At 46.7% G+C, this 15,973-nt stretch carries 9 protein-coding genes and 1 pseudogene; 2 read left to right on the top strand and 8 right to left on the bottom strand.

What is annotated here, in order from left to right; genetic code table 11:
• Positions 1-134 precede the first annotated feature (134 nt).
• The 7 genes and pseudogenes from NDI34_RS03265 to fraC all read right to left on the bottom strand — a co-directional run.
• Positions 135-287: pseudogene (locus tag NDI34_RS03265) on the bottom strand (SAM-dependent methyltransferase); the annotation flags it as partial.
• 286 nt (positions 288-573) lie between these two features.
• Positions 574-1,110, bottom strand: a complete 537-nt coding sequence (locus NDI34_RS03270; RefSeq protein ID WP_348231839.1) for a hypothetical protein — start codon at positions 1,108-1,110, stop codon at positions 574-576.
• Positions 1,111-1,511: 401 nt separating this feature from the next.
• On the bottom strand, positions 1,512-2,330 hold the full coding sequence (gene larE / locus NDI34_RS03275) for an ATP-dependent sacrificial sulfur transferase LarE (protein WP_190984493.1): 819 nt from the start codon (positions 2,328-2,330) through the stop codon (positions 1,512-1,514).
• Between the two features lie 222 nt (positions 2,331-2,552).
• Complete coding sequence (locus tag NDI34_RS03280) at positions 2,553-4,829, bottom strand: GAF domain-containing protein (RefSeq protein WP_348231841.1); 2,277 nt, start codon at positions 4,827-4,829, stop codon at positions 2,553-2,555.
• 110 nt (positions 4,830-4,939) lie between these two features.
• Entirely contained in the window at positions 4,940-5,767 is an 828-nt protein-coding gene (locus NDI34_RS03285) for an ABC transporter permease (RefSeq protein WP_348231842.1), read from the bottom strand.
• Between the two features lie 169 nt (positions 5,768-5,936).
• Positions 5,937-6,935, bottom strand: a complete 999-nt coding sequence (locus NDI34_RS03290) for a DUF5357 family protein (RefSeq protein WP_190681632.1) — start codon at positions 6,933-6,935, stop codon at positions 5,937-5,939.
• A gap of 106 nt (positions 6,936-7,041) precedes the next feature.
• Complete coding sequence (fraC, locus tag NDI34_RS03295) at positions 7,042-7,578, bottom strand: filament integrity protein FraC (RefSeq protein ID WP_190430429.1); 537 nt, start codon at positions 7,576-7,578, stop codon at positions 7,042-7,044.
• A 368-nt stretch (positions 7,579-7,946) separates the two neighbouring features.
• On the opposite strand from fraC, the gene NDI34_RS03300 reads away from it, so the two are divergent.
• Together NDI34_RS03300 and NDI34_RS03305 are read left to right on the top strand one after the other, a co-directional pair.
• Positions 7,947-9,092: a cob(I)yrinic acid a,c-diamide adenosyltransferase gene (locus NDI34_RS03300; RefSeq protein WP_190413257.1), complete on the top strand. Its 1,146-nt coding sequence runs from the start codon at positions 7,947-7,949 to the stop codon at positions 9,090-9,092.
• Positions 9,093-9,334: 242 nt separating this feature from the next.
• The gene (locus NDI34_RS03305; RefSeq protein WP_348231843.1) at positions 9,335-15,487 is read left to right on the top strand and encodes a CHAT domain-containing protein; all 6,153 of its coding nucleotides are present in this window, start codon (positions 9,335-9,337) and stop codon (positions 15,485-15,487) included.
• Here NDI34_RS03305 and NDI34_RS03310 read toward each other — a convergent pair.
• Positions 15,448-15,624, bottom strand: coding sequence for a hypothetical protein (locus tag NDI34_RS03310; protein WP_348231844.1), 177 nt, complete (start codon positions 15,622-15,624; stop codon positions 15,448-15,450). The two genes, NDI34_RS03305 and NDI34_RS03310, sit on opposite strands and share 40 nt — an antisense overlap.
• Between the last annotated feature and the right edge of the window lie 349 nt (positions 15,625-15,973).

Raw genomic sequence — 15,973 nt, forward strand, 5'->3', positions numbered from 1 at the left:
AACAAGTCTTTGAGCCGCTCCCATTGGTCATCGCGCAGGGCATACCGTCGTGTCATTGCTCAGCCTTTTCTTCTCTCTCTTGCTCTAGCTTATCTAATTGATGACACGCCCTAGCTTATCTAATTGATGACACGCCCTAGGCGTGTCATCTCAATATTGAAGCTGGCAGGGCCACCGCCACAATCTAGAATTTTTAACTGGAGGTCGTCAGGCGTTAAGTTGAACATCCTGATGTATTCTGCCAGGGAACGTCCCCAAGGAATGACGCTTTCAAGTTTTAATCCCATTTTTTCGAGCGATCGCATACTTTCCTTGGCTGATTATAAAATGACTGAAGGCTCTGTAATCAACCAACTAAGATGGAAAATTGACTTGGTGATGGTTAGATAGTTGAGTAAGTTATTTAAATTTGCTGCACAAAATTTTAATAAATATAAGAGATTTTGAGTAGATCGTTTTTGTGCCATCCTCATACAGGAAATGCCGGGTTCCGTACCTCAAACTGGACTTTCCAATTTATAAGATGACTAGCATTTTTTCTGTGTCTGGCAATGTCACTGATGCCTTTCTAGTTTAAGTTTCACTTTCCTCAGTCTCTATCCATGAGGTTGTCTGTGCTGTTGTTGGCTGTAGCGGAGGCTTTGGGGCAAGTTCTGTTTCTCTTTTAATAACTCTCATTGGCTGCAAAGAAATGGCTGATGCGAGTAGAGCGGGCACTCCCACAAGCGTTGTCATGAGCAACGAAGTCAAAAGCGATTCTCCTGCATTTTTAGGTTTCTGTTCGGAGTGATTTTCTAATGAGATTTCGACCTCTGTCAGATTTTGTTGAGGTATCTTGAAAAGTAGCTGTTTGACTACTTTTCCCAGTAAAATAAGGGGTAAAGTAATGAGTGCTGCGGGCAGAACTACCAGCCACACAAGTAAGCCGGAAATTAACCAAAATACAGTCGAATATACCATTTCTGAAAGTTTATGCATTGCCCTAGCCTTGCCCTCCATTGGTTGCCACACAGCTAACTCATGAGGAATCGTTGTTTGGCAGGAATTGCCTTTTTGCCTAAGCTTATAATCGGGTAGTATCGTCGCCGCACTTCGCCTCGTATATTTCAATTTTAAGGGTACGGCAATCAGGTACCCCTACTTTTTGGTTGAGTTGTAAATTGAGAAGTCAGACTTTGACGTACAATACTTCCCGATTCCAAGCTAATTCTGCTTGCCAGAGCGATCGCTCGTTCTCGATCGAAGATGATGTAGACAAAGCCGAAGCTTTCATGCCATTTTTTCGCACTCTTGGGCGTCGTGCCCATGTTGCGAGAAAACTACTATCTTATGGCATGAGTGATTATTGTTGATGGATTTGTATTAAAACCTAATTTAGTTGCTAGAAGCGATCGCAACTTTTGAGAGGATGGGGGATCGTAATCTCGATCGGCGTTGAGGGGGTAGACACGTCCCCATCCCCTAGAATCTATTTAACTTTGTACAACTTAACTTTGTACAACGCCAGAATTTTAGGCTTTTACTGCCAGCGGTAACACCTGATTGAGTTTGCCACTGCGGTAGCCTTCTAAATCGAGGGTGACGTAAATAAAGCCGAATTCTTGAAAGGCGGAAACCAGGGTGGATAAATCGGTGGTAAAAACAAATTCTTTAATTTGTTCTGACGGTAACTCGATTCTGGCGGTATCACCTTCGGAACGAACGCGGAGATTTTTTAATCCTAATTTACGCAGATAGATTTCTGCGCGTCCGACTCGTTGCAGCTTGCTGACGGTGATTTCTTCGCCGTAGGGGAAGCGGGAACTTAGGCAAGGTTGGGCGGGTTTATCCCACCAGGAAAGTCCGAGGTGTTGAGAAAGTTGGCGGACTTCAGCTTTGGTAATGCCTAATTCTGCTAAAGGCGATCGCGCACCCCTCTCTTTTGCCGCTTGAATTCCCGGACGATAATCCCCCAAATCGTCGGCGTTCACGCCATCTACAACATAGGGATAACCCAGTTGAAGTGCCAGGGGTTTAAGGTTGTCGTGAAGTTCGCTTTTACAAAAATAGCAACGGTTGACAGGATTCGAGGTGTAATTAGGATTGTCCATTTCGTGCGTCTGTATCACTTGATGGGCAATTCCAATCGCTGCTGCTTGGATTTGGGCGTCTTCGAGTTCTTCTGGGAGGAGGGAGGGAGAAACGGCGGTAACGGCTAAAGCGCGATCGCCCAAAACGTCGTAAGCAATCTTGGCAACCAAGGTACTATCGACGCCCCCAGAATAGGCAATTAATGCCCGATCCATTTCTGCAAAGAGGGTTTTTAGTTGCTCAAGTTTCTGCTTTATCATGGTTTGTTTAAAATCGAATCACAGAGGACGCAAAGGTGCTTCAGGTGCTTCAGGCGCTTCCGGTGCAGAGGAGATGGGGAGAAGTTTTTCATCCTTCCCTCAGTCCTCAGTCCTAAGTCCTCAGCACTCTCCAAATGGTGCAGAGGAGATGGGGAGAAGTTTTTCATCCTTCCCTCAGTCCTCAGTCCTAAGTCCTCAGCACTCTCCAGATCGTAACGAATTTCAAGCTTTATTCAATTCGTCTGGTGGCTGGATCGGTAAGTGTAAAGTAAAGCAGCTGCCTTGTCCCAGTTCTGAATCTACGGTGATATTGCCGCCATGAAGGAATGCCAGTTTGCGGGATAAAGCTAAGCCGAGACCCGTTCCTTCATATTGACGATTTAAACCACTATCTATCTGTAGAAACGGTTCAAAGAGGTTGGCATGATTGGCTTCGGCGATGCCAATTCCAGTGTCAATCACTGAAAATAAGATGGCGTCTGCGGTTTTTTCCACTTTCAGCGTAACTGAGCCAACTTGTGTAAATTTCACCGCATTAGAGAGCAGGTTGACTAAAATCTGCCTCAAGCGGTGATGGTCGCCTAGGCAGGTGGCGATGTCTGGGGCAATATCTACAATTAATTGCAATCCTTTGTTTTGCGCGCGTTCACGCACGACTGAAATAGACGCCTGACACACTTCCTCCACTAACAAGATTTCTAGGCTGAATTCTTCTCGACCGGCATCAATCATGGATAAATCTAAAAGGTCGTTAATCAGTTCCAATAAATGTTCGCCACCGGATGTAATGGAAGTGAGGTATTCTTGCTGTTTGTCATTGAGCGATCCGACAATTTGATCGACTAGCAGGCGAGAAAGCCCCAAAATGCTAGTTAGAGGGGTTCGCAGTTCGTGGCTCATCGTAGCGATAAATTCGCTTTTGGCACGATTCGCGGCTTCTGAGAGTTGTTTTTCTTGCTCTAATTGTTGGGTACGTTCTTTGACAAGTTGCTCGCTTGCTTCATAGCTTTGGGCATTGTAAAGCGCGATCGCCACTTGGTCAGCAATTCTTTCGAGAAGGTGAATTTCGTCTTCGGTGAAAGTTCGGTAACGGGTTGTGGATTGTAACGAAATTCCACCAAAAATCTGACCGCGAATAAAAATTGGCACTCTTACCATAGACAGGATTTGTAGCTGCCGAATTTGCTCTTCGCGGTTGGGAGAAGAGGGGATGTCTGCAATTTTGGGGGCATGAAAAACTTGATGAACCGAATAGTTAGAGGAAGGAGCTAATACATCGGGGTTTTCCGATCTAGGAAATTTGAGGTTCAAGACGGAAACCACTTGTTCGCTGACTCGCCATTCTTTGAGAATCTTAATTTCCTCTGGTTCTAAGGCAAAGATAGCGACTCGATCAATGCCGAAGAACTCTCCAGTTAGATTCACAATTTCCTGCAAAATATATTGTGGATCGAGGCTGGAATTTAAGCTCTGACAGATATTATTTAACAATCGCTCCCGCGTTGCTTGTTGTTGAACTTGAGCGAACAGCTGCGCTTGGTGGATGGCGATCGCGCATTGATTCGCGATCGCACTTACCAAAGCGATTTCATCTTCTGTCCATTGCCGTTCGCTAACACATTGATGCAGGCTAATCCCCCCCACCAAGGATTGCTGATACAACATCGGCATCGTCAGCATGGAGCAAACTTCATACTCTCTGGCTAATTCTTGCAGTTTGAGTGGGATGCGGTCGTCAATTTGGTTGAATATCAGCGGCTCACCTTGAGCAAGGGAGGAATGGTAATAGGAGTAGAAGCCGCAATAGACGCCAATCAGGCTATGCCTTTGAGGGGTAGATTCGCTAGCAAGGCAAGCCTGCATTTGTTGATTGGGATCGGGCAGAAAAATTAGACACCGACTGAGGTTGAGCGCTTCGTGCAGCAAATTGACGGTGGTTTGCAGCACTTCCTCCAGAACCAGCGTTTCTCGCATTGCTTGCACAATGCGGTTGATAATTGCCTCTCGCTGAGCTTGCTGCTGAATTTTGACAATGCGATCGCGCTCGATTCGGTGTTGTTCAAATTCGTGGAGCGATCGCATCAAAATCTCTGGCAGATGTTTCATCTGTTCTGAGCCAACATCGGCGATTTCAGCTTCCGGCGCGATCGCAATCAAAGGAATAAACTGCCCGGATTGTTGGACTAACTCTAATGCTTCTAAGGAGCTTGGGGCATCTGTGAGGGGGTGAGAAGGGGAATTTTCTAGTTTTCCCTGCCTCCCAGCCTTCCTATCTGTCATTGAGCTAGCATCCCCGCTCCCCTGGACTGACAACACTGCATCGTAGGTGTTTTGCTGCAATTGTTCTCGACAAGCGGCAGATGTAGCGGCAATTTCGTAAGTAAAATCAATGTCCGCTTCCCGCAGTGGATTTGTAATCAGCCCGACATCCGCGCTTGAAGCTATCACGATCAAGAGGCGGAGGGCATCTGGGGACGGAGCTTGTTGCAGTTGTGGCATCACGAGGCGAAGTACGAGCTGGAAACAAGGAGTAACGGACGAAGGATTAGGGACGGGTTTGCTTCTTTTACTTTCGCGCTTCTTCTAGCTAGTTTGTATCGCGAGGCAGCTCAAAACTCACGTCGCGAAAAAATTATGATAGCGATCGCTAAGAGGAGGACGGTATACACCAAACCATACAAAGCATCGGTTAGGAGCGCCGAGGAAGAAGGCAAAAGACCATAAACCGCCTGATTTTTGAGGTCTAGCCGAGATAAATCTGGCAGTACCACATATAAAGCATTTACGATCCGTTCGATGTCTACATTCCGACTTAATTTTCCCAGCTCTACTAAATCTCGGCTGGAATGTCCCATCAAATACACTGCAAATGTAAACAAGGTCGCTAACAGCGAACTTGTAAAGACGCCAAACATCAACGCGACAGCAGTCAGTAAAGATAGCTTAAAAAACAAGTACAGCGCCGAAATCAGAATGCTACCTAGCGGGTAAGAAATCTTACTTAAACTGAGGATGCCAAGATAAATTGCCGTCATAGCTGCGATCGAGACGCCTAAAACGGCTGATAGCCCCAGATGTTTGCCAATAATAAATTCGGCGCGACTGAGCGGTTTGGGAATTAACACTAAGACAGTGCGCTTTTCGATTTCTTTATTAATCAATCCAGTCCCGACAAATACAGCAACAATGGTTCCCAGTACATCCATTGCTGCTAATCCAACATCTTTAAGAATTTTATCCTCTGTTGTTGCTGCCACTTCTGGCAACAGTCGCCACGCCGCCACCATTAACAGCGCAAACAAACCGATGATATAGAGAACGCGATCGCGGATGACTTCCCGAAACCCATTCACTGCGATCGCCCAAATTCTCTTTAAACTCTCGATTGCTGCCCGAAACACATTTTTTTTCCTCGATTCTACTGTGCTTAAACTCATCGTCCTTCTAAATCATCATTGATGATTTCTCTCAACGATTTATATTTTATCGTTGGCACGAATACAAAATAACTCTTTTGTTACTAATAGTTAATTCTTTATGCGCTCAACTATCTTCCACGAGCAGCCACTTCCTAGCTCTATTGATAAGTTTTAGAGAGAGACTTCATCATTCATAGCTTTTTAGTTCGCTGATAGGTTGACAATTGACTTGTGCAACCGCAATATTTTGTGCTGCTGTCTGGCTAGGCGTCGTCCTTGCTCCAGTTACTATTGGTTGATAGCTTTGAGTAATTTGACAGTTTTTTTCCACATAATATGCTTCGGTTTGCGAACGAGGACCTTGCCAAATTGCGCGTAATTGTAAGTTGTATCCTGAGTTAATCGAACCAATATTATAGGTATAACGCCACCAAAAATCTTCTTCCACAAGCGGAATTTTTTTTGCGGCTTCTGCCCGAATTGCTTCTATACGCGGTTGTGGTTCTAGCAGCCATCGCTCCACTTCCGACCAAGGTTTATTTTCTAATTCTTGTACGATCAAGGGTTCCATAAATTCTAAAATAACCGTACCTCTAAGAGTCCTTGTTGATTGAGATGCTGATTGGGATACCATCGTGGTTTTCCCAAAATGATCCGACAGCAAGGTAGGATATTGTTCTAACCAATCTTGACTAATAAAATAAAATTGAATCCAGCAGCTAATTACCATATTGCTGCCAATCAAAATAACACTTCTTTGACGAAATTGCAGCGCCGGTACTTTTAATCTAAATCTTTCATCAAAAAAGGTTGGAAACACAGCAATCACTGATGAAAGCGTAGGCCAAACTATTAAAGCAATCGGTGGGATACTCCCAGTCCAATCGCCAAATAAAAACATACAGATTAAGGCACCCGTAATCCAAGGACCAATCGGAATACCCCAAATTTTTATTGGATTCTCTGTTGTAGCCCAGCTCACTCCAATAATTAAAAATAACCAACCGCAATGAGTGATAATATCATGTACTAAGTCAGTTGCAAAAAATGACATCACCCAAGAAAAGAAACTGAGATAAATAAACGTTTTCCAGGAATAAGCACGGGAAGGAGCTAGGGATTTCCATAATACTTTAAAAGTATTGATTAAGTATTTGAAAATAAAAAAGTCAAGAATTGATGCCATATTCTTTGTAAGTCTTTATTAAGTTAAGCCTAACTTGATAAATTGGTCGCAACTAAAATTTAAATTCATCTGTCAAAAGATGATTAACTCAAAAAATGTTTGTAGTTTAACTAAATTGAGTCCGAATAAATAGAAGCAACACGAATCCCCCAAAACTGTATATATTAGCCTGAAAAATAGTATTAGTTAAAAGAGGGTTGGAATTAAAAGTAAGAAGTCGAAAATCTTGTAGGTTAAACTTTTCTTGGTTTTGTCTTTCCCCATAAGACGGTGTTTCAAGTAACATTTGTAAAAGTTCTAATCCTTTTAGTTTAACGATAAAGGTGGCAAAGAAGACAACAAAGCCACTTAAGATTAGTTCTGTTACAATATTGGACGACTGAGCAAATGGAAAGAATCGATCAAAAAAGATATAACTGATTAACTGAGATTTCAGCGATCGGGGAAGCCAAGGATGTACATAAAAGAAAACTACCCAACCCAAAATTGTTGAAAATAAATTAATCGAAATGGCATAGTCAATGCTTCTTCTTTGGCTAAGATTTAATTGTCGGTATAAAATGAATGATTCAATTGCAATTCCAACCAACAGCAATAAAAATTGAAATAAAATCGTTTGAAGCGGGAAAACATTTGCAAGCATAAGGTTGTCTCTCTGACACCTGTTTAATTAAGTTTAGACGTAAATTTTGATGTTGTTGATGGCAGCTTGTTCTTTACTTCTATTATCCTGCGGATTTGGGAATATCAAGAAACCTTTTATGTAAAGAAAGCATATTTGAAATACTCATAAATTAAGTAGAGGGGTGGGTAGTTTAGCGCGAAAAATAACTCAGTAGAAGAGAAAAAAGAACTGACAACTGAATGATGGATAATTGAGTCCCTATCCCCGACTACCTATTCCTAGTCTCAACTTTAGCTTTTGTGGAACGGCTACTCTTGATTCTTTTCACTTTACCCTTCTAAGCTGCTATTGTTAACAGTTTGTGACAGCTAAGATTCATGAGAATTATGAGTAGAATGGGGATCGGCATTCGCACTGCTCAAGTGCGTTCTGAGCGTCTCGTCGGTCAGATTCATGTTTACGATGGGGCGGGGAAGGGAAAGTCCCAGGCAGCGCTGGGCGTGGTGTTACGCTCAATTGGGCTGGGAATTAATACTGATTTAGCAACGAGAGTGCTGCTGTTGCGGTTTCTCAAAGGACCGGGACGCTCCTACGATGAAGATGGGGCGATCGCGGCCTTGCAACAAGGCTTCCCTCACTTGATTGACCAAGTTCGCACAGGGCGGTCAGAATTTTTTGGTGCGGAGGAAATAACGCGCTTTGACCGGCAGGAGGCGCAGCGCGGTTGGGATGTGGCAAAAGGCGCGATCGCATCTGACCTCTATTCTGTCCTAGTTCTGGACGAACTGAACCCGTTACTGGACTTGGGTTTGTTGCCAGTGGAGGAAGTGGTTCGGACGCTCAAGCATAAACCGCAGGAGTTGGAAGTAATTGTTACAGGTCGGGCTGCCCCCCAACAACTGCTAGAAATTGCGGATTTGCACTCTGAGATGAAGCCGCACCACCCGATTACCGAAGGTAGGGACGGGGTTTCCCTGCCTTTACAGGGGATAGAAATCTACACGGGTGCTGGTAAAGGCAAGTCTACTAGCGCATTGGGTAAAGCATTGCAGGCGATTGGGCGCGGGATTAGTCAGGATCAGTCGCACCGAGTGCTGATTATGCAGTGGCTCAAAGGTGGGACTGGATATACTGAGGATGCCGCGATCGCAGCTTTGCAACAAAGTTACCCAAACTTAGTCGATCATCAGCGCTGCGGACAAGATGCGATTGTCTGGCGCGGACAACAGCAAGAACTAGACTATGTGGAGGCTGAACGCGGTTGGGAGATTGCTAGGGCAGCGATCGCGTCTGGGCTTTATAAGACAATTATCTTAGACGAACTCAATCCTACAGTTGACTTAGAACTGCTGGATCAACAACCAATCGTAGACGCACTGCTACGCAAACCCCGCGACACGGAAGTGATTATCACGGGGCGCTGTCTAAATCGTCCGGCGTATTTTGACCTTGCCAGCGTCCATTCAGAGATGATTTGCCATAAGCATTACGCTGACAGAGGGGTGGACTTGAAGCGTGGCGTAGATTTTTAGAGTTTCAGCGATCGATCGATACAAATGTAACCTGCTCCCGGCAGGTTTCGTTTGTGTGCTTGCTGTCGCTGTACGGTTTCAACCGCCCGTCCGGAGCATGATGTGAGGCAAATCTCTAGGAGGAATTGTATAAAGAAGTTCACCAATGCAACTATCCATAGGAGTATTCTAGAAAAGAAAATAATTTAGTTAGCACTCGCATGACTTTCGGCAACGAGAGTTAACACCTCCGGAGTCTTCCCATGTTCGTACCCATTTCCCTAGTCATCACGGCATACAACCGGGAACTTTATCTTGCTGCCACGATTGAAAGTATTCTGGCGCAGACTAGGCAAGACTTTGAGCTACTGGTGTGGGATGACGGTTCTACAGATAGAACTGTAGAAATTGCCCGTGACTACGAAGCCCGCGATCGCAGAGTTCGGGTAGTTGCAGCAGAACATCAAGGACGAGTCAGCGCCTTGCAAGCAGCGATCGCGCAGACTACCGGCACCTACATCGGTTTGGTAGATAGTGACGATTTGCTTGCCCCCACAGCAGTGCAAGAGACAGCAACCGTGCTGGAGGCGAACCCGGAGGTAGGTTTTGTCTACACCGACTACATCGACATTGACCAAAGCGGCAAAGTCATCGACTACGGGAACCGCTGTCGCATCCCCTACTCCAAAGAGCGGCTTTTGCTCGATTTTATGACCTTTCACTTCCGGTTGATGCGTCGCAGTTTCTTCGACCAAGTGGGGGGAATCGAAGAGTCCTTCGACTACGTTGAAGACTACGATCTGTGCCTGAAGCTGTCAGAAGTTGCCGAAGTACGGCATATTAACAAGCCACTTTACTACTATCGTTGCCATCAGGCGAGTGACTCGCACACCTATACCAAGCAACAGGCGAAAAACGCCTGCAAAGCGATCGCGCGGGCACTGCAAAGGAGAGGATTAAGCGATCGCTTCTCTGTAAAACTGCACATCCTCAGCCATTTCCCTTTCAACTCTAAAGTCCTATTAGTTCGCAAAAAGCAATCAATCCTCGATTACCAATTCTCAATTATTAATTCTCGATTACCGATTGCTAAAAACATCGCCTCTTGCCTTCTCATCCTCACCTGTAGCCTTTCTCCAACTTTTGCCCAAGCACAATCAATTACCACCGCACCTGACGGCACCAACACCAATGTCACCACCTCTGGCAATCAATTCAATATTACTGGTGGAAAACTTTCAGCCGATGGAGGAAATCTTTTCCACAGCTTCAACGAATTTGGCTTAGAACAAAATCAAATTGCCAACTTTCTTTCTAACCCATCTATCCACAATATTTTGGGTCGCGTCACGAGTGGCAACCCTTCTATTATTAACGGACTTATCCAAGTTTCCGGCAGCAACTCCACCAACTTATACTTGATGAACCCGGCTGGCATTGTGTTTGGTTCGGGTGCCACTTTGAACGTACCAGGAAGCTTCACCGCCACCACCGCCACCGGAATAGGGATTGGTGACAATTGGTTCAATGCCTTCGATCCTAATAACTACGCCAACTTGGTAGGCACGCCCAATCTCTTTGCCTTTACCACATCCCAGCCGGGTAGCATTATCAACGCTGGGAATTTAACGGTGGGAGAGGGAAAAAATCTCACTCTTATCGGCGGAACTATCGTCAACACCGGAGAACTCAAAGCACCAGCAGGTAATATCACCGTAGCCGCCGTACCGGGCAAGAAGACGGTACAGATTTCGCAAGCGGGAAACGTGCTGAGTTTAGAAATTCAGCCATCCGTCTTACCTTCCAGCTTTAATGCCCAGTTATCAAATCCTCCCTCACTGCCGCAATTACTCTCCGGTGGAGGTGTCGCCAATGCCACCAAAATGACCGTCAACAGTGCGGGAAAAGTGGTGCTAAGCGGATCGGGTATTACCATTCCCACAGAACCGGGAACTGCAATTGTCTCTGGGAAGCTGGATACCGCCAACACTCAAGCCGGTATTGGCGGTGCAGTAGCTGTACTAGGTAATCAAGTTGGTTTAGTCGAGAACGCCAGCGTTAATGCCTCAGGAGATGCAGGCGGCGGTCAAGTATTGATTGGCGGAGATTATCTGGGGAAAGGTAGCGTACCCAATGCTGCTTTCACCTTTGTCGGCGCAAATGTGACACTCAATGCCGATGCCATTACTAATGGCAATGGCGGTAAAGTCATTGTCTGGTCAGATCAAGCCACCCGTACCTATGGCACCATTAGTGCCCGTGGCGGCGCACAAGGCGGTAACGGCGGATTTATCGAAACTTCCGGCAAAGTTTACCTGGATGTCACCAAAGCAGCGGATGCCAGCGCCCCCACAGGTCTTCCCGGCACTTGGCTGCTCGATCCCTCGAATATCACTATCATCAATGGCGGCGGTTATGGCTATGGTAGCTTGGACAGCTTTTCACCAAATTTCACGGCGAATGCCGACAATTCTACGATTAGTAATGGCGCAATCAATAACGCCCTCAACTTTGGCAGTAGCGTAATCATCTCCACGAATAATCCTTATGGCACCCAGGTAGGCAATATTACGCAGAATGCTGATGCAGCGATTGGCGGTGGGTATTTTTTTGGTGGTCCTGTCACTCTTACTCTTGAGGCAGCCAATGACATTATCCTCAATGGCTCTATCGGCGGTAATGGCTACGCCCTAAATGTCGTGCTTCGAGGTCAAGGGGGTGCGGGAACTAGAGCAAACAATGTAACAATTAATGGTCTGATTGATACTGACGGCGGTGACTTCAGTAGCCTGAGCAACACTTTCAACAGTAGCGCTACTACCATTACCACCCAAGGCGGGAATATCAACATTGATGCTACTGGCAACATTACTACAGGCTTCCTCAACGCCAGTTCTACTTTTTTTAATGGTGGAAATATTGACCTGATAACGAGTGCAGGTGGCAAAATTGCAATTGGAGGCGATCTCAATTCCTCTGGCGGTGCTTATGGTTCCGGATCTGCTATCACCCTCACTGGCGATGTCTTGCTCAGTAACAACGCCACATTCACCACAATCGGTGGTACTGGTTATGGTTATGGTTCTGGTTATGGGGACGGTAACATCGAAATCACCGGAACGGTCAATGGCACGGGTGCAGGCGGTCAAAATCTGACGCTGAATGCAGACACGGGTAACATTACATTTGGGAACGCTGTCGGCAATATTACACCTATCGGAAATTTGAGCGTCAATAGTGCCTCCAATCTCACCCTGAACGACAACGTCACCACAACCAGCGGCAGCACCCTTAGTTTCAATACCCCTGTGACGCTGAGTAACAATGCAACCCTAACCGCAGACGAGATTAACTTTAATGGGGCAGTCAGTGGTGCGGGATACCAGATTGGACTGGCACCCGCAACGGCATCGAAAAATATTCAGGTTGGGAATGCGACTCCTGTAACCGATAGTTTGAATCTGACCGCCGCAAAGTTGGGACAATTGCAAGATGGCTTTAGCTCTATTACAATTGGACGCCTTGACGGCAGTGGTGCCATTACAATCGACAGTGCAGGTGTCACCTTCAAAGATCCTCTCACCATTCAAGCACCCTCTGGCTCAGTGGCGGTTAATGGAGCCATGACAGGCACGGGGGACGCCTCCATCACCCTTGATGCTGGATTAACCACCCTCAACGCAGATATCACGACCGCCGATCAAAACATTACTATCAACGGCGATACGCTTCTGGGTAAAGACATCACCCTCAGTACCGGCGCTCAAGGGGGTGGTGATATTAATCTCAGTGGTAAGACGAATGGAACGGGCGCAGGGGGGCAAAACCTCACTTTAACTGCCGGTACCGGCAGCCTTAAAATCGCTGATGCAGTGGGCAACAGCACTTCCATCGGAGCCTTAACTGCTAACACCAGTGGCTTCACTAGCTTGGATGGCAGTGTCAATGCAGCTAGCGTGACGATACAGGGGAGTAGCGTCATCGACGGGAATGTCACCACCAGTGGAATTCAAAACTATGGCGGCGATGTTTACCTCGTCGGTCAAAACCCGATAGAACTCACCAGTAGCGCTGGCTCGATTACATTTGGCGGTATCCTCGCTAATAGTGGCAATGCTCCCGATCTAACCATCAGTGTCAGCGGCAATGCTACCGACCTAACCATCAGTGTCAGCAGTGATGTCACTTTCCAGGATGCAGTGGGAGGAAATGGTTATTTTCTAGATAATCTGACTGTGAATAGCGGCAACAATGTCATTGCAAAAGATATTACGGCTACCGGGATTAAAATAACAGCGAACAATAGTATCAGTACAGGTTCGCTCAATACTAGCCAGACGACGGGAAATGGGGGAGCGATCGCTCTTACTGCTAAAAACAACCTTGCCACTGCTAACATCGACTCTCATTCTGATAATGGGGTTGGCGGAAATATTACCCTCATCAGCCAAACAGCCGCGATAAAAACCGGAAATCTAACCGCCTCAGGCACCACGAAAGGCGGGAATATCTTTGTATCCGCCATTGACAGCATTACAACGCTGGGAATTAATTCCAGCGCTAGCTTCGGAGATGCTGGTAATGTCACCCTTGACCCCGAAAACGACATTCAAGTTAGCTTCATTAATGCCCAAGGCGGAACGGGAGGCACAGGGGGCATCGTTGACATTACCACCGAAAGTTTGTTTCGAGCTACGGGTACCTTCACTGACCAAAATGGGCAAAAAGCAAGTATTTCCGCCGCTGGGGGTGCTGGTGAAGGTTCCATCATCCTGCGCCACGGAGGCGGTTCCAAAAACGTTCCCTTCGTTGTCAGCAACGCTAGTAATAACGGCACAGCCGGAGTCTTGACAACTGGGTCAGGCAATACAATTGCTTCAGGATCTTTCCCCGGCAGCTATACTCAGGGCAAGATTCAGCTCGTTACTGCCGATCAAGCCGATCAACCTGATACACCGTCCTCACCGAGTCCCCTGCCAGAGGAAATCAAGCCTCCACAGGAAACGCTAACACCCCAATTGTCGGTGTCTGCCAGTTCGGCTCTCGCGGAAGTTGACACCTTGTTCGCTGACCTAGACGAACCGTTCACGCGCCAGTTTGAGCAATATTTTAGTGGAAGTGCGGATACTCCGATTAGAACCCTCACCGAAGCCCGCGATATTCTTCAAAACATTGAAAAATCGACTGGGATAAAACCGGCACTTATCTACATCACTTTTGTTCCTGCCACGGCGGCACCTCCTTCAGCTACCGATAAGACTCTATTACCTGCAACACCGCCAGAATCAGACATCCTTTGGCAGTTTAATCCCCAAGGCTTTGCCCTCAGCCAAGCATCCCCGCAACCCGCCGCTACTCCCGCTACCAGTCCCCCCGCCCAAGACAACGACCAACTCGAATTAGTTGTCATCACTGCCAAGGGTCAACCAATTCGCAAACGGGTGCATGGGACAACACGCGAAGAAGTTCTCACAGTCGCTAAACAATTCCGCAGCGAAGTTACTAACCTTAAAAAACCCAATGGCTACCTGGCACCATCTCAGGAACTTTATCAGTGGATGGTGGCACCTTTAGAAGCCGATTTACAAGCCAGAGGTATCCAAAATCTAGTATTTCTGATGGATACAGGTTTGCGATCGCTGCCAATGGCTGCCCTCCACAATGGTCAACAGTTCCTGGTAGAAAACTACAGCATCGGCATGATGCCCAGTCTTAGCCTCACTGATACCCGCTATGTGAGTATCAAAAACACTCAAGTTTTGGCAATGGGCGCGTCAAAGTTTACCGAACTGAATTCCTTACCAGCCGTGCCGATTGAATTATCTATCATCACTCCGACGCTGTGGTCGGGGAAATCTTTCCTCAACGAGAAATTTACGCTAGGAAATCTCAAGGCACAGCGTCAGCAACAGCCTTATGGAATTATCCACCTGGCGACGCATGGCGAATTTAAACCTGGGAAAATCGAAAACTCCTACATTCAGTTATGGGATACCAAGCTACGACTCAACCAGCTGCGCCAATTGGGCTGGAATGACCCGCCAGTGGAATTGTTGGTACTGAGTGCCTGTCGCACCGCACTGGGAGATGAACAAGCAGAGTTAGGCTTTGGGGGCATAGCAGTGCTGGCAGGGGTGAAATCAGTTGTAGCCAGTTTATGGTATGTCAGCGACGAGGGAACTCAAGGATTGATGGCGGATTTCTATGCCCAATTGAAGAAAGCCCCGATCAAGTCAGAAGCTTTACGGCAAGCGCAGATAGCAATGCTCAAGGGGCAGGTACGCTTGGAGGCGGGCGAACTGCGCCTCCCCACAGGAAACATCAAGCTGCCACCCGAACTCGCCAACCGGGGCGACACGCAGCTAACGCATCCTTATTACTGGGCAGCTTTCACGATGATTGGCAATCCTTGGTAAGAGAAGTAAGGGGTAAAGACTGAGGACTGAGGGCTGAGGGCTGAGGGCTGAGGGCTGAGGGCTGGGGGCTGAGGACTGAGGACTGAGAACTGAGGACTGAGGGCTGAGGACTGAGGCAGAGAAAATCGTACTTGCATTCAGCCCTTCGCATTCGTAACTGATTTGGAAACTCTATTTTTTTCTACGTTTCTATGCGTCCTATAGCCCAGACAGCGCACGACTAAGCGAATCCGCGCCGCTATCGGCTTCGCCAGAGGTTACGGGTTCGCCCTCCATGCACTGGTATTCTCTGGAAAACACAAGGAAGGCGACAATCGAACCCGGTGACTTCGCCCGTCAACAGGTAACTGTGAAGTGTTGTTTGTTTTAGAAGCCACTGGTTCGCCTTTCAGCTTTTTGAAGCTTAGTTATAAAATACTTTCACGCAATGGCAAAATTAGCACTTGCTAATTTAAGTATTGCTACCAAGCTTTAAATTGGTGGTTT

The sequence above is a fragment of the Trichocoleus sp. DQ-U1 genome, assembly GCF_039961925.1.
In the GTDB taxonomy this organism is placed as follows: Bacteria; Cyanobacteriota; Cyanobacteriia; order Cyanobacteriales; family FACHB-T130; genus FACHB-T130.

What these genes read in the sequence shown, in the direction of transcription:
- larE (WP_190984493.1), bottom strand. Translation starts at nt 2,330, where the DNA reads ATGATAAAGCAGAAACTTGAGCAACTAAAAACCCTCTTTGCAGAAATG.
- NDI34_RS03280 (WP_348231841.1), bottom strand. Translation starts at nt 4,829, where the DNA reads ATGCCACAACTGCAACAAGCTCCGTCCCCAGATGCCCTCCGCCTCTTG.
- NDI34_RS03285 (WP_348231842.1), bottom strand. Translation starts at nt 5,767, where the DNA reads ATGAGTTTAAGCACAGTAGAATCGAGGAAAAAAAATGTGTTTCGGGCA.
- NDI34_RS03290 (WP_190681632.1), bottom strand. Translation starts at nt 6,935, where the DNA reads ATGGCATCAATTCTTGACTTTTTTATTTTCAAATACTTAATCAATACT.
- fraC (WP_190430429.1), bottom strand. Translation starts at nt 7,578, where the DNA reads ATGCTTGCAAATGTTTTCCCGCTTCAAACGATTTTATTTCAATTTTTA.
- NDI34_RS03300 (WP_190413257.1), top strand. Translation starts at nt 7,947, where the DNA reads ATGAGTAGAATGGGGATCGGCATTCGCACTGCTCAAGTGCGTTCTGAG.
- NDI34_RS03305 (WP_348231843.1), top strand. Translation starts at nt 9,335, where the DNA reads ATGTTCGTACCCATTTCCCTAGTCATCACGGCATACAACCGGGAACTT.
- NDI34_RS03310 (WP_348231844.1), bottom strand. Translation starts at nt 15,624, where the DNA reads ATGCAAGTACGATTTTCTCTGCCTCAGTCCTCAGCCCTCAGTCCTCAG.